A 15,953-nucleotide genomic window follows, 5' to 3' on the forward strand; every position below is an offset into this window, starting at 1 on the left:
CCGAAAACAGGACTGGAAAAGATAGAGGGTATCGTACCTGTTCCAGACGTTTGGCGGGATGTTGAAAAGATCGCAGCCTTCACCTGTTACTCATCCAATGAAACAGGCTCACAGGGTGAAAAATATGCGCCGGCGCTTTATAGTGGCCGACCTCCGTTTCATCAAGTAGCCGAGCCCCATGTCCGAGCCACGCAAGATCCTCGTCACCAGCGCCCTGCCCTATGCCAATGGTTCGATCCACCTTGGCCATATGCTGGAGTACATCCAGACCGATATGTGGGTGCGCTTCCAGAAGCACCGCGGCAATCAATGCATTTATGTCTGCGCCGACGACGCCCACGGATCGGCGATCATGCTGCGCGCGGAAAAGGAAGGCATCACCCCGGAACAACTGATCGCCAACGTCCAGGCTGAACACAGCGCCGACTTTGCCGAGTTCCTGGTGGACTTCGATAACTTCCACTCCACTCACGCCGAAGAAAACCGTGAGCTGTCGAGCCAGATCTACCTGAAGCTGCGTGACGCCGGGCACATCGCCACGCGCTCGATCACCCAGTACTTCGACCCGGAAAAGAAAATGTTCCTGGCCGACCGCTTCATCAAGGGCACCTGCCCGAAATGCGGCACCGAAGACCAGTACGGCGACAACTGCGAAAAATGCGGCGCGACCTACGCACCGACCGACCTGAAGGATCCGAAGTCGGCAATCTCCGGCGCCACCCCGGTGCTCAAGGATTCCCAGCACTTCTTCTTCAAGCTGCCAGACTTCCAGCAAATGCTGCAAACCTGGACCCGCAGCGGCACCCTGCAAGACGCCGTGGCCAACAAGATCGCCGAATGGCTGGATGCCGGCCTGCAACAGTGGGACATCTCCCGCGATGCGCCGTACTTCGGTTTTGAAATCCCCGACGAGCCGGGCAAATACTTCTACGTGTGGCTGGATGCGCCGATCGGCTACATGGCCAGCTTCAAGAACCTGTGCAACCGCACGCCGGAGCTGGACTTCGACGCGTTCTGGGGCAAGGACTCCACCGCCGAGCTGTACCACTTCATCGGCAAGGACATCGTCAACTTCCACGCCCTGTTCTGGCCAGCCATGCTCGAAGGCGCAGGGTACCGCAAGCCGACCGGGATCAACGTGCACGGCTACCTGACCGTCAACGGCCAGAAGATGTCCAAGTCCCGCGGCACCTTCATCAAGGCCCGGACCTACCTGGACCACCTGTCGCCGGAATACCTGCGCTATTACTACGCGGCCAAGCTGGGCCGCGGCGTCGACGACCTCGACCTGAACCTCGAAGACTTCGTGCAGAAGGTCAACTCCGATCTGGTGGGCAAGGTCGTCAACATCGCCAGCCGTTGTGCCGGCTTCATCAACAAGGGCAATGCCGGCGTGATGGTCGACACCAACGCCGCGCCTGAGCTGACCGAAGCCTTCCTGGCCGCCGCGCCAAGCATCGCCGACGCCTATGAAGCTCGCGACTTCGCCCGCGCCATGCGCGAAATCATGGGCCTGGCCGATCGCGCCAACGCCTGGATCGCCGACAAGGCACCGTGGTCGCTGAACAAGCAGGAAGGCAAACAGGATGAAGTCCAGGCCATCTGCGCCACCGGCGTCAATCTGTTCCGCCAACTGGTGATCTTCCTCAAGCCAGTGCTGCCGCTGCTGGCCGCCGACGCCGAGGCGTTCCTGAACGTCGCGCCGCTGACCTGGAACGACCACGCGACCTTGCTCGGCAACCACCAGCTGAACGAGTTCAAGCCGTTGATGACCCGGATCGACCCGGTCAAGGTGCAAGCCATGACCGACGCCTCGAAAGAAGACCTGACCGCCAGCCAGACCGACACCGGCGCAGCCGCGCCTGCCGGCAATGGCGAACTGGCCAAGGATCCGTTGTCGCCGGAAATCGAGTTCGACACCTTTGCCGCCGTCGACCTGCGTGTCGCCCTGATCGTCAAGGCCGAACACGTGGAAGGCGCCGACAAGCTGCTGCGCCTGACCCTGGACATCGGTGACGAGCAGCGCAACGTGTTCTCCGGGATCAAGAGCGCTTACCCGGATCCGTCGAAGCTCGATGGTCGCCTGACCATGATGATCGCCAACCTCAAGCCACGGAAAATGAAGTTCGGCATCTCCGAAGGCATGGTGATGGCGGCCGGCCCTGGCGGTGAAGAGATCTACCTGCTCAGCCCTGACAGCGGCGCCAAACCGGGCCAGCGCATCAAGTAAGGTCTGCGGCAAATCGATCCCACAGTCGTGCCTGGCGCGGCTGTGGGATTTTCATGTCTGGCCCACCCTCCGTCCTTGCCGGATAATGCCTAAGCTCCTGTAGGAGCGAGCTTGCTCGCGATGGTCGTCAACGATAATGCGTGCCCACAGGTTGAACGCGGCGCTCCTGAGTCCATCGCGAGCTCGCTCCTACAAAAACTACCGTTCTTGCCGGCACGATCATGACCGAAGCACTTCTTACGCTTATCAGCGCCGCCCTGATCAACAACATCGTGTTGCATTGGCCGTTGGCCGTCGATCCGCTGTTGGCCGGTCAGCGCCGTCAGGTCCATGCCTTGGGCATTGCGACGACCTGCCTGATGCTGGTCGTGGGCATGCTCGGCTACGCGCTCTATCAATGGCTGCTGGTGCCACTGCAGTTGACGCCGCTGCGTCTGTTTGTATTTCTGCCTTTGAGCGTGTTGCTGATCAGCCCGCTGCTGAAGTTGCTGGCACGGGTGTTTTCGACACTGCCGTTCGAAGGCCTCTGGCCGTTGCTGCTGGGCAATGCCGGCGTGCTCGGCGTGGCCTTGCTCAATGCTCAGCAAGACAAGGGCTTCTTTCACGCCACAGCCCTGAGCCTCGGTGCAGGGTTGGGCTTCTGGCTGGTGTTGAGCCTGTTCACCGATTTGCGTGAACGCACGGTCGACAACGATGTTCCCCTGCCCTTTCGCGGCTTGCCGATCGACCTGATCGGCGCCGGCCTGATCGCAGTGGCCTTTCTCGGATTCAGCGGACTGATCAAAACATGAGTCTGATTCAAAGCATCGACGCACTCTTGCCGCAAACCCAATGCGGCAAGTGCGGCCACCCCGGGTGCAAGCCGTACGCCGAAGGCATCGCCAATGGCGAGCCGATCAACAAATGTCCGCCCGGCGGCAACGAAACCATTAATGCCCTGGCCGAACTGCTGAAGGTGCCGGTGCTGGAGCTGGATGTCAGCCGTGGCTCGGCCCCGGCGCAGATCGCCTACATCCGCGAGGCCGAGTGCATTGGTTGCACCAAGTGCATTCAGGCCTGCCCGGTCGATGCCATCGTCGGCGCGGCCAAACTGATGCACACGGTGATCATCGATGAGTGCACCGGTTGCGACCTCTGCGTGGCACCCTGTCCGGTGGACTGTATCGAAATGCGCCCGTTGCTGCCGAACACGGTACTGCCCGTTGTCGGGGGCCTGGCCCTCACACCGCAGGCGCGGCAGGCCCGTACCCTCAAGCGCGATCATGCACGGCGCCGCTTCGAACAACGCAATGCTCGCTTGCAGCGTGAGGAGCAACAGAAAATCGCCGAGCGCCAGGCAAGGCAACGAGCCGCGCAACCTGCGGCGGCGGCAGCCGACCCGGTGCAGGCGGCTCTCGAGCGCGTCCGCGCACAGAAAACCGCCAATGCCGATGCCGCGCTGAAAAAGGCCAAGATCGATGTAGCGATGAGTCGGGCGCAGTTGCACAAATCGCTGAAGGCCTTTGGGCATCCGCCGACCTTTGAACAGCAATCGCAGTTGATCGTCCTGCAACAGCAGTTCGAAGCCGCCGAACAAAACCTGGCGCAACTGGAAAGCGTCGCCCCAGCTGCCCCGGCGCCGACGGCCGCAGTTGTGTCGTCAAATGATGCCGATCTGAAACGGGCCAAGATCCAGTTGGCCATGCGCCGCGCCGAACTCAAGAAGGCTCGGGCCAACGAAGCACCGGCGCAGCAAATCGAAGCCCTGGAGCGCGCACTCGGTGAAGCCGAACGCCTGGTGGACGCCCATGCCAGCCCTTGATGCCGTGGATGATCGCCTGCAACAGGCGATGAAACTGGTGCTGTTGGCCACGCTGCCGGGAATTTTGGCGGCGTTCTGGCTGTATGGCTGGGGCGTGTTGATCAATCTGGTTCTGGCGGCCACTGCCGCGTTGGCCGTCGAGGCCGCCGTCGTGCATTTGCGCCAGCGACCGCCGGGGCCAACCTTGAGTGACGGTAGCGCGCTGGTCAGTGCCACATTGCTGGCTCTGGCGCTGCCGCCTTACTGCCCATGGTGGCTGACCCTCAGTGCTGCCACTTTTGCGATGGTGTTCGGCAAGCACTTGTATGGCGGCGTCGCTTCGAATCCCTTCAACCCGGCGATGCTCGGTTTTGCCTTGGTACTGGTGACCTTTCCCCAACCAATGACCCTTTGGCCATCGCCCCATGGCATGGATCTGCAGAGCGGTTTACAGCACGTGTTCGGCGTCGGCCACGCGCCGGATGCGTGGGTGCAGGCCACGGCACTGGACAGTCTGCGGATCAACAAAAGCCTGACCATGGATGAACTGTTTGCCGGCAACCCGGCATTCGGCCACTTAGGCGGTCGGGGAGTGGAATGGGTGAACCTGGCCTTTGTGGTGGGTGGAATGTTTCTGCTGCAGCGAAGGGTGATCAGTTGGCATGCACCGGTCGGCATGCTGGCCAGCCTGTTCATCATCAGCCTGCTGTGCTGGAACGGTTCGGGCTCCGACTCCCATGGCTCACCGTTGTTTCATTTGCTGACCGGCGCGACCATGCTGGGGGCGTTCTTCATCATTACCGAACCGGTGTCCGGCGCCAGAAGCCCTCTCGCGAAGTTACTGTTCGGCGTCGGCGTCGGGCTTCTGACTTATCTGATTCGTACCTGGGGTGGCTACCCGGACGGCATCGCCTTCGCCGTGCTGTTGATGAACCTGTGCGTGCCGGCGCTGGAGCGGTTCGTGGCGGCCAGGCAACAGCCGGAGGCGCCATGAGCCGGACATCAAGCTTCGCGCTTGTGGTGCTTTTGGCCGCACTGGGCCTTGGCATGACCTACTTCGTGCAACTCGGCAGCGCTCCACGCATTGCAGCCGAACAGCACCTGATCGACAGCCGTCATCTGCTGGACCTGATCGCGCCGGACAGCTACGACAATCAACCACTCGAACACCCGATAAAAATTGAAGCAGCCGCACTGACCAACAGCACCTTGCTGGGTGGTTATCTGGCGACCCGGGGCGATCAACCCGTCGTGGTGTTGCTGCGCAGTCAAACCCTTGGCTACGCCGGTGCCATCGACCTGTTGATCGCTGTCGACGCCAATGGCAGGTTGCTGGGCGTCAAAACCCTCAAACAGTCGGAAACACCAGGACTGGGCGCGCGGATCGCCGACTGGCCCAATGCCTGGCTCCAGGTTTTTTCCGGCAAGTCTCGAACAGAACCCGGTGACAGCGGCTGGGCGCTGAAAAAGGATCAGGGGCAATTCGATCAGATCGCAGGCGCAACCATCACCTCAAGAGCGGTGATCAATGCCGTCCACGACGCCTTGCGCTACTTCGATGAACACCGGCAACATCTGCTTGGAGTCCCTGCCCATGGATAACTCATCGACTCTGCGCAACGCCTTGATGCTGACACCACTGATCGGCGCCACTCACTCGCTGATGGCCGCGGTTGGTCTGTGCCTGATGTTCATGGTGGTGACTCAGCTGTTCAGTCTGGCCATGGGCGCCCTGCGATCCCGACTGGTCCCGGCGACCCGCTTGCTGGCCAGCATCCTGTTGGCGGCCACGCTCACCAGTTGCGCGGAACTCATGGCACAAGCCTGGTCGCTGCAATGGCAGCAGCATCTGGGGTTTTACAGCGCCTTCATCGCCTTGCAATGCGTCGTACTGGAACACACCGGGTTCTTTCAGAACGATTGGCGTCAACGTCTGCGACTCAACGGCCTGTTTGCCGCGCTAATGATCGCGCTGGGCCTGCTGCGCGAACTCATCGGCAACGGAACACTTGGAAACCATCTATCGTGGCTGATCGGCGCAACGCCAACTGACTGGCAAGGCTGGGTGCTGGCGGCTGATGGTGGCCTGCGCCTGGCCACATTGGTCCCCGGCGGGTTCATTCTGCTCGGACTGCTGATCGCCGCCTGGCAGGCCTCGCGCCCAACGCCCACACATTGATTGCCTTCGAGGAAACGTACTGCCCATGAATGCCGCAAAACGTCTGGAAATTTTCCGCAGACTGCACGAGGACAACCCGGAACCGAAGACCGAGCTGGCCTATTCCTCAGCGTTCGAATTGCTGATTGCCGTGATTCTCTCGGCGCAGTCGACCGATGTCGGCGTCAACAAAGCCACAGCCAGGCTGTTCCCGGTCGCCAATACCCCGGCAGCGATCCATGCCCTGGGTGTAGAGGGGTTGTCGGAGTACATCAAGACCATCGGCCTGTACAACAGCAAAGCGAAAAACGTGATCGAAACCTGCCGCTTGCTGATCGAGCGTCACGCCGGTGAAGTGCCACAAACCCGCGAAGAGCTGGAAGCACTGCCCGGCGTCGGCCGCAAGACCGCCAATGTGGTGCTCAATACGGCATTCCGTCAGCTGGCCATGGCCGTCGACACGCATATCTTCAGGGTCAGCAACCGGACGGGTATTGCTCCCGGCAAGAATGTGGTGGAAGTCGAGAAGAAACTGATGAAATTCGTGCCCAAGGAGTACCTGCTCGACTCCCATCACTGGCTGATCCTTCATGGCCGCTATGTTTGCCTGGCCCGCAAGCCCCGTTGCGGAAGCTGCCGGATCGAGGACTTGTGCGAATACAAGCACAAAACCTCCGACGATTGAGGCGCTATTAGGTTTATTGATTTGTCGATTGAAAAAATCTTTTTTACCCGCCGGGAGATTGTCGATATAAGGAGCGCCAAAGGCCTTCTTAGCCTGGAGCAACTAAATGAGTACTGGCAAAGAGCAATTGGACGTAGAAGACGATTTCACCACCGCCGAAACCGATGACGCTGAGCCGGTGGTTGAAGTTGCGAAAACTAATCTGAGCAAACGCCGCACCATCGACAACCTGCTGGAGGAGCGCCGACTGCAAAAGCAATTGGCCGATTACGATTTTGACTTATGACACCTGAAAGCCTCCCGAAACGGAGGCTTTTTTCTAAGTGCCATACCCCGCCAGGCGCTCCTTGTCGCGCCGTTACGCCATCACACCAGACCATTGCGCTGTGCCAGCTCGATCAGATCGACCAGAGACCGCGCATTCAGCTTGAGCAACAGGCGAGTCTTATAAGTACTGACTGTTTTATTACTGAGAAACATCCCATCGGCAATCTCTTTATTGGTCTTTCCTCGGGCCAACTGTTGCAGGACCATCATTTCCCGTCCCGACAAGCGATCAACCATATCGGCCTCACTGGCATTCCCCAAACTGCAACGCACGGTATGCAAGGCTTGATTAGGAAAGTAACTGTAACCTGACAACACGGCCTTTATTGCACTGAGCAACTCCGTGAGGTCTTGTTGTTTGCAGACATAACCGGCTGCACCGGATTGCATGCAACGCATCGAAAAATGTCCCGGCGCCTGGGAAGTCAAGATCAGCACTTTCATCGGCATTGAAGTCGAAGACAAACGCGCGATGACTTCCAACCCGTCCAGCTTCGGAATCCCGATATCCAGAATGACAATGTCCGGCATAAGTTCACGGGCTAGTTGCAGTGCATCCACACCATTATCGGTTTCTGCAATAACCTCGTAGCCATGACGCTCCATTAGCATACGTACCGCAAGACGAATGACGGGGTGATCATCCACGATCAGCACTTTATTCATGGGCAAGTCCAATTTTCGCTGTTCGAATTTTTAGAGCCCGCACAATAGCCTAGTCGTTTCACCCATGGCATGTCGCCCCTCCCGGCCACCCACACCAAGAGACATACCCTACAAACAACACGGATTTCTCCTACAAAAATCCCTCGAACAGAGTGAATTGAAAACTGTATCAGCGTCAGTGTGTCGCACTTTCCAGCAGCCATCCCTGTCGATTTACGACCAAAATTTTCCGAGTGCCAGTTTGATCGGTCGTGCCCCGACAAACACTAGCCGCTATCTCCCCGTTAAAACGTAACTGATATTTTCGTGTTCAACACTCACACCAGAAATATCACACACCCAGCATCCAATTACTCTTACAGAAAATAATATTTTTTGAGCAATCATTAAAACACCCCCCCATTCAAGAATTCGAAGAGCAATACAGAAAACAAATAAAACCAGTCAAAAACCAACAAGCAATAAAAATCACTACAATAACCACCACATCAGACCAACCCCATAAACCACTCGAGAACAGACAATCCGGCATGAGTACAGAACATGATAAAAAAACGAATCACCAACCCAATGACAATTATCGCGATATTCGCAGCGCTCTCTGAGACTTCGGCAGCCGTCTCTCTACCCTTCCTTGATCAGGAAGAAAGAGAACTCTACGTCTGGTTCCTGATCAGTTTTCCGTTCTATCTGCTTTTACTTTTTTTCGCGACACTCAACTTCAACTATAAATCACTTTATGCGCCCTCGGACTTTGAAAAGGGCAAGCACTTCATGAAGGTTATGGATGATGTTGGGCGCTCGGAAAAAAAAGCGTGCGCAAAGCCGTCTGAAAACCCCGGTCTGGAAACGTCGACGAATGACTGGCAGTCAGCTCGCATGCCCTGTGGCGCGCAGGACCCGCCAACCGGGATCGGTCTGCAAACCACTGTCTCCGTTCAGCATCACCTTCAGTTACCGGAACCGGTAAAAGACCTGTACATCGTTGATGTACGCTGGATGAGCGAAGAGGTCGAGTTTGGAGCGCTGCTGGAGAAAATCCAGAGGCCACGGGAAAAGACGGCGTACGTGATTCTGTTTGTCACTTGTGCCGTTTCGGAGAAATTACTGAAAGCCAGTGCGCTTGTACATTCAAAGCAGGCCAGCAAGCGCAGTGCCGACTTTCATGTGGCCTACAATCCGGACTCGCACAGGTTGTCGGTCATTGATCAGGCCGGGCAACCGGCAAACAACAACCCATAGAACAGGCTATTGGAAGGATAAAAACAGGAAATCATCAGCGCAAACGAAAACACCCGACCACGCAGTAACTGGTGTCATACCCCGTTTTCAGGTACCTGACCCCGTCGAGGACGAGGTCAGGTATCCATCACGATTTCAAAGGTCTCAGAACAGCTTCCGGCCTTTGTTCGCCGCAATGCGCATGCGCAGGGCATTGAGCTTGATGAAGCCCGCTGCATCCGCCTGGTTGTACGCGCCGCCATCTTCTTCGAAGGTAGCGATGTTGGCATCGAACAGCGAGTCGTCGGACTTGCGGCCAGTGACGATCACATTGCCCTTGTACAGCTTCAGGCGCACAACGCCGTTCACATTGACCTGGGACGCATCGATCATCTGTTGCAGCATCAGACGCTCAGGGCTCCACCAGTAGCCGGTGTAGATCAGGCTGGCGTACTTGGGCATCAACTCGTCTTTGAGGTGAGCCACTTCGCGGTCCAGGGTGATCGATTCGATCGCACGGTGGGCACGCAACATGATGGTGCCGCCAGGGGTTTCGTAGCAGCCACGGGACTTCATGCCCACGTAACGGTTTTCGACGATGTCGAGACGGCCGATACCGTGCTCACCACCGATACGGTTCAGGGTCGCCAGTACGGTGGCCGGAGTCATTTCGACGCCGTCCAGCGCGACGATGTCGCCGTTGCGGTAGGTCAGTTCCAGGTACTGCGGTTTGTCTGGAGCGTTTTCCGGGGAAACGGTCCAGCGCCACATGTCTTCTTCGTGCTCGGTCCAGGTGTCTTCCAGCACGCCGCCTTCATAGGAGATGTGCAGCAGGTTGGCATCCATGGAGTACGGGGACTTCTTCTTGCCGTGGCGCTCGATCGGGATCGCGTGCTTATCGGCGTAGTCCATCAGCTTTTCACGGGACAGCAGGTCCCATTCGCGCCAAGGGGCAATCACTTTCACACCAGGCTTCAAGGCGTATGCACCGAGCTCGAAACGAACCTGGTCGTTACCCTTGCCGGTGGCGCCATGGGAAATGGCGTCAGCGCCGGTTTCGTTGGCAATTTCGATCAGGCGCTTGGCGATCAGCGGACGAGCGATGGAAGTACCCAGCAGGTACTCGCCTTCGTAAACGGTGTTGGCGCGGAACATCGGGAAAACGAAATCGCGCACGAACTCTTCGCGCAAATCGTCGATGTAGATCTCTTTGACGCCCATGGCCTGAGCCTTGGCGCGTGCAGGTTCGACCTCTTCGCCCTGACCCAGGTCAGCGGTGAAGGTCACCACTTCACAGTTATAAGTATCCTGCAGCCACTTGAGGATCACCGAAGTGTCCAGGCCGCCGGAATACGCCAGAACGACCTTGTTTACGTCCGCCATGCCATCACTCCACGGGGTTCTACGGAAAGCCGTGAAGTCTACCGCTCATGCAGAATAATTTACAGTGGCGCGACAGCTTATGACGACGAAGCGACAGATTATGTCGAGGGCGCGACGATGACCAAATAGTCAGGAAGTTGCCGAAACGGCCGCTTTCGTCGCTTGCGGGGCGACTTGTTCCACTGGTGCTCCGCGCTCCAGGCGCACCGCCACTCGACGGTTCTTCGCGCGGTTGGTGTTGTTGGTGTTAGGCGCCACCGGATAACGCTCGCCATGGAAACGCATAGTGATTTGCGATTCCTGGATGCCGTTGGCCTTGAAGAATTCCATCACTGCCAGGGCTCGGCGCCGCGACAGGTCGCGGTTGGTCAGGCGGTTGCCGCTGTTGTCGGAGTGACCGTCGAGCTCGATATGATTGACCGTCGGATCGGCCTTCATGTACTCCAGCATCACCTGCAATTTGGCTTTTGCGGCGCTGTCGAGTTCGATTCCGCCGCCGGGGAAGCCTATTTCGGATTGTTTCACCTGTTCGAAATTCTGTGGCAACAGTTTCGCGACACACCCCTGATAGTCGGCAAACGCTTTCGTGAACCTGACCGGCAACAAGCGTACTTCCGACACCCGCCCATCCCCCGAGGAATGTCGAACCACCGGGCTGCGACCGTCCATCAGGCCACTGATCAGGCGCCCGGCCTGAACCTTAGAGCTGTTGAACAATACGTTGCCACTACCAATCCTTACGGTGCCCAGGTTGATGTCTTCACGCCCCGGTTGCCACGGCGCCGCAGCGGCCAGCAGCGTCGCCGAGCCACCGCCAATCATCGGGTTGTAGGCCTTCAGACGAAACGTCGCCTGCTCGCCGGCACGACGCACGAACTCGCCCGAACCGAAATCGGTGATCGGCTGAGTCAGGCGGCATTCGAACTTGTCACCTTCTACCGTCCACTCAATGTTCTCCAGACGGGTCTGGAAAGTGAGCGCCATCGCCGGAAGGCTGGCAAACACACTGAGCAAGGCTAAATAACGCTGGCGCACGGGAGGCTCCACTGGCTTCTACAACAAAAAGACTGACACACACATGTTTACGGCATACCTGTTGGATATCGGAAGCTTCCTGCAAAACTTGATAGCGAGTGCCTGCAAGAGTCTTTTCCGGTAGCATTCCCTTGAGTTTGACCCGCCTGGAATCCCCTCATGTCCGACCGCCTGACCCTGCTGCGTCCCGACGACTGGCATATTCATCTTCGCGATGGTGCCGTGTTGACCAATACCGTCGCGGATGTCGCGCGCACCTTTGGCCGCGCCATCATCATGCCCAACCTGGTTCCACCAGTGCGCAACGCGGCCGAAGCCGACGGCTATCGCCAGCGGATTCTCGCTGCCCGCCCGGCCGGCAGCCTGTTCGAGCCACTGATGGTCCTGTACCTGACCGACCGCACCCAGCCTGAAGAAATTCGCGAGGCCAAGGCCAGCGGATTCATTCACGCCGCCAAGCTGTACCCGGCCGGCGCGACCACCAACTCGGATTCTGGCGTCACCAGCATCGACAAGATCTTCCCTGCACTCGAGGCCATGGCCGAAGTCGGGATGCCATTGTTGGTCCACGGTGAAGTCACCCGGGGCGATGTCGACGTGTTCGACCGCGAAAAAATCTTCATCGACGAGCACATGCGTCGTGTGGTCGAGCGTTTCCCGACCCTCAAAGTGGTCTTCGAACACATCACCACCGCGGACGCCGTGCAGTTCGTCAACTCGGCCTCGGCCAACGTGGGCGCGACCATCACCGCGCATCACCTGCTGTACAACCGCAACCACATGCTGGTGGGCGGGATTCGGCCGCACTTCTATTGCCTGCCGATCCTCAAGCGCAATACCCACCAGGAAGCCCTGCTCGACGCCGCCACCAGCGGCAGCGAGAAGTTCTTCCTCGGCACCGACTCGGCCCCCCACGCCCAGCACGCCAAGGAAGCGGCCTGCGGTTGCGCCGGTTGCTACACCGCCTATGCGGCCATCGAGATGTATGCCGAGGCCTTCGAACAGCGCAATGCGCTGGACAAGCTCGAGGCCTTCGCCAGCCTCAACGGCCCGCGCTTCTATGGCCTGCCGGCCAACACCGATCGCATCACCCTGGTCCGCGAAGAGTGGACCGCCCCGACCAGCCTGCCATTTGGCGAGCTGACCGTTATCCCGCTGCGCGCCGGTGAAAAACTGCGCTGGCGCCTGCTGGAGGAACACGCGTGAGTGAAGACCATTTCGACGACGAACTGGAAGGCAATGGCGGCGGAGGCGGCCCTCGTCATCCAATGGCGGCAAGGTTCCGTGGTTACCTGCCGGTTGTCGTCGATGTAGAGACCGGTGGCTTCAATTCGGCCACCGACGCCCTGCTGGAGATCGCCGCGACCACCATCGCCATGGATGAAAAGGGTTTTGTTTACCCGGATCACACCTACTTCTTCCGTGTCGAGCCGTTCGAAGGCGCGAACATCGAAGCGGCGGCCCTGGAGTTTACCGGGATCAAGCTCGATCACCCGCTGCGCATGGCGGTGAGCGAAGAGTCAGCCCTGAACGATATCTTCCGTGGCGTGCGCAAGGCCCTCAAGGCCAATGGCTGCAAACGGGCGATTCTGGTCGGGCATAACAGCAGCTTCGACCTGGGCTTCCTCAATGCAGCGGTTGCGCGGCTGGACATGAAGCGCAACCCGTTCCATCCGTTCTCCAGTTTCGATACCGCAACGCTCGCCGGCCTCGCTTACGGCCAGACCGTACTGGCCAAGGCTTGCCAGGCAGCGGACATCGACTTCGACGGTCGCGAGGCTCACTCGGCTCGCTATGACACCGAGAAGACGGCAGAGCTGTTCTGCGGCATCGTCAATCGCTGGAAACAGATGGGTGGCTGGGAAGACTTCAACGATTGATGTTGCTGGCTCTTTGTAGGAGCGAGCCTGCTCGCGATGGTCTTCAACGATGACGCTGGGAGCCTGACACCCCGCGGTGTTCTCAAGTCCATCGCGAGCAAGCTCGCTCCTACAGAGAGCAAAAAACGCCCATAAAAAAACCGGCCTCGACGGCCGGTTTTTTTATACCTGCTTTTTACAGCGGGAGCGTGCGCCTTACAGAGCGGCAGCGTGCTCGGTCAGGTAAGCGGCAACGCCTTCTGGCGAAGCGTTCATGCCTTTGTCGCCTTTTTTCCAGTTGGCAGGGCAGACTTCGCCGTGCTCTTCGTGGAATTGCAGAGCGTCGACCAGACGGATCAGCTCTTCCATGTTACGACCCAGCGGCAGGTCGTTGATGATCTGCGAACGGACAACGCCTTTGTCGTCGATCAGGAACGCGCCACGGAATGCCACGCCGTCAGCGGACTGAACGTCGTAGGCCTTCATGATGTCCTGCTTGATGTCGGCAGCCATGGTGTAGCGAACCTGGCCGATACCGCCGCTGTTCACTGGAGTGTTGCGCCATGCGTTGTGGGTGAAGTGCGAGTCGATCGAAACAGCGATCACTTCAACGTTGCGTGCCTTGAACTCAGACATGCGGTTGTCCAGAGCGATCAGCTCGGACGGGCAAACGAAGGTGAAGTCCAGCGGGTAGAAGAACACCAGGCCGTATTTGCCTTTGATCGCCGAGGACAGGGTGAAGCTGTCAACGATCTCGCCATTGCCGAGTACGGCCGGTACGGTGAAGTCAGGGGCTTGTTTGCCTACGAGTACGCTCATTGGATATCTCCTGGTGTAATAGCGTGAGAAACAGGGTTCGCATCAGCCTGCCACCCTGAGGCGACAGCCCTGTGACACGATCCCCGGTCGCAAAAGACCGACCATCATACACCGCGTGTTTGAGCTGGCTTAGCTGTTTTTTTCCCCGTCCGATGAAATCCCCGACGGTTTTGGATCACCGATTTGCCAGGCCGACCGTTCGTCAGCCATACCCGCTTATGGCGAAAAGTGCTCTGAAACCACTTTGACAATCATTCTCGTTAACATTAAGATCCATCGCAATTGAGTCACAATCAGCGACGGACCTTCCTTATGTATGTTTGCCTCTGCACTGGCGTCACCGACGGTCAAATCCGCGATGCGATCTATGAAGGATGCTGCAGCTACAAGGAAGTCCGTGTGGCTACCGGCGTTGCCAGTCAGTGCGGCAAATGTGCCTGCCTCGCCAAGGAAGTGGTCCGCGAGACCTTGACCAAACTGCAATCGGCCCAGGCTGCAATTCCTTTTCCAGCAGAATTTACAGCCGCTTAAATATCGAATTTCAAAGAACCGGACATATGTCCGGTTTTTTTATGCCTCAAAATCAACTAGTTATGCTCCAGACGCGGAACACAAACATTCTTATTCCGATTAATTTTCATTTAAGTTTCAATAACTTAGGTTTGACACTATTAAATACCCGGCTCAAACTCTGCTCTATTGACAGCTAATACAGGGCAGGACCCCATCATGAAAGGCGACGTTACAGTCATCCAGCATCTCAACAAGATCCTTGCCAATGAGCTGGTCGCGATCAATCAATATTTCCTGCATGCGCGCATGTATGAAGATTGGGGCCTGAACAAGCTCGGCAAGCACGAATACCACGAATCCATCGACGAGATGAAGCACGCGGACAAGCTGATCAAGCGCATCCTGTTCCTTGAAGGCCTGCCGAACGTCCAGGACCTGGGCAAGCTGCACATCGGCGAGCACACCAAGGAAATGCTGGAGTGCGACCTGCGTATCGAAAAAACCGGCCATGCCGATCTGAAAGTAGCCATCGCGCATTGCGAAACAGTTGGCGATTTCGGTAGCCGTGAACTGCTTGAAGATATCCTCGAGTCCGAAGAAGAACATATCGACTGGCTGGAAACCCAGTTAGGGCTGATCGATAAAGTGGGTCTTGAAAACTACCTGCAATCGCAGATGGGCGAAGACGAGTAACTTCGTTCCGTTAATCTCGATGCTATAAAAAGCCCCGCTCTCTTTTAAGAGGCGGGGCTTTTTTGTGCCTGCTGCTTTTATTGTAGGAGCGAGCATGCTCGCGATGGACTAGAGAGCGCTGCGGGGAACCAGGCTCCCAGCGTTATCGTTAACGACCATCGCGAGCATGCTCGCTCCTACAGGAAGCAGGAAGCGAATCAGGCTTCGGACTTGTTGGCAGCAGCGGCTTCGACAGCAGCCTTGATGGTGGCTTGCAGCGAACCGTCAGCCGCCATTTCAGTCATGATGTCGCTGCCGCCGACCAGCTCACCACCGACCCACAGTTGCGGGAAGGTTGGCCAGTTGGCGTATTTTGGCAGGTTGGCGCGGATTTCCGGGTTCTGCAGGATGTCCACGTACGCAAACTTTTCGCCACACGCCATCACGGCCTGCGCGGCTTTCGCGGAGAAGCCGCACTGCGGGGCATTCGGCGAGCCTTTCATGTAAAGCAGAATGGTGTTGTTGGCAATCTGCTCTTTAATCGTTTCGATGATATCCATGGAGCACCTCGGCTGAACTTTCCGACTCATGGGTCGGCACGGTGG

Annotated in this window: 18 protein-coding genes; 13 read left to right on the forward strand and 5 right to left on the reverse strand. The window is 57.9% G+C overall.

Going from position 1 to position 15,953, the window contains the following annotated elements; all coding sequences use genetic code 11:
- Positions 1-178: 178 nt before the first annotated feature.
- The 8 genes from metG to AC3ITA_RS23380 all read left to right on the forward strand — a co-directional run bounded on the left by metG (position 179) and on the right by AC3ITA_RS23380 (position 7,139).
- Entirely contained in the window at positions 179-2,230 is a 2,052-nt protein-coding gene (gene metG, locus AC3ITA_RS23345) for a methionine--tRNA ligase (protein ID WP_095943840.1), read from the forward strand.
- A gap of 221 nt (positions 2,231-2,451) precedes the next feature.
- Positions 2,452-3,021, forward strand: coding sequence for an electron transport complex protein RnfA (locus tag AC3ITA_RS23350; RefSeq protein ID WP_095943839.1), 570 nt, complete (start codon positions 2,452-2,454; stop codon positions 3,019-3,021).
- On the forward strand, positions 3,018-4,031 hold the full coding sequence (gene rsxB, locus AC3ITA_RS23355) for an electron transport complex subunit RsxB (RefSeq protein ID WP_150672381.1): 1,014 nt from the start codon (positions 3,018-3,020) through the stop codon (positions 4,029-4,031). The genes AC3ITA_RS23350 and rsxB overlap by 4 nt, the downstream gene beginning before the upstream one ends.
- Positions 4,018-5,004: an RnfABCDGE type electron transport complex subunit D gene (locus AC3ITA_RS23360; protein WP_489278448.1), complete on the forward strand. Its 987-nt coding sequence runs from the start codon at positions 4,018-4,020 to the stop codon at positions 5,002-5,004. The genes rsxB and AC3ITA_RS23360 overlap by 14 nt, the downstream gene beginning before the upstream one ends.
- Positions 5,001-5,612 (forward strand): RnfABCDGE type electron transport complex subunit G, encoded by a 612-nt coding sequence (locus AC3ITA_RS23365; RefSeq protein WP_489278450.1) that lies wholly within the window; start codon positions 5,001-5,003, stop codon positions 5,610-5,612. The genes AC3ITA_RS23360 and AC3ITA_RS23365 overlap by 4 nt, the downstream gene beginning before the upstream one ends.
- Positions 5,605-6,189 (forward strand): Rnf-Nqr domain containing protein, encoded by a 585-nt coding sequence (locus tag AC3ITA_RS23370; RefSeq protein ID WP_489278451.1) that lies wholly within the window; start codon positions 5,605-5,607, stop codon positions 6,187-6,189. Before AC3ITA_RS23365 ends, AC3ITA_RS23370 begins: the two co-directional genes overlap by 8 nt.
- 25 nt (positions 6,190-6,214) lie before the next feature.
- Positions 6,215-6,853 carry an endonuclease III gene (gene nth / locus AC3ITA_RS23375; RefSeq protein ID WP_489278453.1) on the forward strand — a complete coding sequence of 213 codons (639 nt, stop codon included), beginning with the start codon at positions 6,215-6,217 and terminating at the stop codon, positions 6,851-6,853.
- A gap of 106 nt (positions 6,854-6,959) precedes the next feature.
- Positions 6,960-7,139, forward strand: a complete 180-nt coding sequence (locus AC3ITA_RS23380; protein ID WP_007972325.1) for a PA3496 family putative envelope integrity protein — start codon at positions 6,960-6,962, stop codon at positions 7,137-7,139.
- 80 nt (positions 7,140-7,219) lie between these two features.
- Here the strand turns inward: AC3ITA_RS23380 and AC3ITA_RS23385 are convergent, their stop codons facing one another.
- The gene (locus AC3ITA_RS23385) at positions 7,220-7,846 is read right to left on the reverse strand and encodes a response regulator transcription factor (RefSeq protein WP_008053528.1); all 627 of its coding nucleotides are present in this window, start codon (positions 7,844-7,846) and stop codon (positions 7,220-7,222) included.
- 543 nt (positions 7,847-8,389) lie between these two features.
- Here AC3ITA_RS23385 and AC3ITA_RS23390 point away from each other — a divergent pair.
- Positions 8,390-9,088, forward strand: a complete 699-nt coding sequence (locus AC3ITA_RS23390; RefSeq protein WP_095943833.1) for a hypothetical protein — start codon at positions 8,390-8,392, stop codon at positions 9,086-9,088.
- 144 nt (positions 9,089-9,232) lie between these two features.
- On the opposite strand, the gene AC3ITA_RS23395 is transcribed toward AC3ITA_RS23390, so the two are convergent.
- Positions 9,233-10,450 carry an argininosuccinate synthase gene (locus AC3ITA_RS23395; protein ID WP_007985864.1) on the reverse strand — a complete coding sequence of 406 codons (1,218 nt, stop codon included), beginning with the start codon at positions 10,448-10,450 and terminating at the stop codon, positions 9,233-9,235.
- A 129-nt stretch (positions 10,451-10,579) separates the two neighbouring features.
- Positions 10,580-11,485, reverse strand: a complete 906-nt coding sequence (locus AC3ITA_RS23400; protein ID WP_095943832.1) for a flagellar protein MotY — start codon at positions 11,483-11,485, stop codon at positions 10,580-10,582.
- Positions 11,486-11,644: 159 nt separating this feature from the next.
- On the opposite strand from AC3ITA_RS23400, the gene pyrC reads away from it, so the two are divergent.
- Positions 11,645-12,691, forward strand: coding sequence for a dihydroorotase (gene pyrC, locus AC3ITA_RS23405; protein ID WP_008053524.1), 1,047 nt, complete (start codon positions 11,645-11,647; stop codon positions 12,689-12,691).
- Complete coding sequence (gene rnt / locus AC3ITA_RS23410) at positions 12,688-13,365, forward strand: ribonuclease T (protein WP_007997489.1); 678 nt, start codon at positions 12,688-12,690, stop codon at positions 13,363-13,365. The genes pyrC and rnt overlap by 4 nt, the downstream gene beginning before the upstream one ends.
- A 195-nt stretch (positions 13,366-13,560) precedes the next feature.
- Here the strand turns inward: rnt and AC3ITA_RS23415 are convergent, their stop codons facing one another.
- Positions 13,561-14,163, reverse strand: coding sequence for a peroxiredoxin (locus tag AC3ITA_RS23415; RefSeq protein ID WP_095943831.1), 603 nt, complete (start codon positions 14,161-14,163; stop codon positions 13,561-13,563).
- Positions 14,164-14,475: 312 nt separating this feature from the next.
- Between AC3ITA_RS23415 and AC3ITA_RS23420 the strand changes: the two genes are divergently transcribed.
- The gene (locus AC3ITA_RS23420) at positions 14,476-14,694 is read left to right on the forward strand and encodes a bacterioferritin-associated ferredoxin (RefSeq protein WP_095943830.1); all 219 of its coding nucleotides are present in this window, start codon (positions 14,476-14,478) and stop codon (positions 14,692-14,694) included.
- Positions 14,695-14,892: 198 nt separating this feature from the next.
- Positions 14,893-15,369, forward strand: coding sequence for a bacterioferritin (bfr, locus tag AC3ITA_RS23425; RefSeq protein WP_008053519.1), 477 nt, complete (start codon positions 14,893-14,895; stop codon positions 15,367-15,369).
- A gap of 197 nt (positions 15,370-15,566) precedes the next feature.
- Here bfr and grxD read toward each other — a convergent pair whose 3' ends face one another.
- Positions 15,567-15,908, reverse strand: a complete 342-nt coding sequence (gene grxD / locus AC3ITA_RS23430) for a Grx4 family monothiol glutaredoxin (protein WP_064679482.1) — start codon at positions 15,906-15,908, stop codon at positions 15,567-15,569.
- Positions 15,909-15,953: the final 45 nt, after the last annotated feature.

This window comes from Pseudomonas sp. GL_090, from assembly GCF_057837765.1.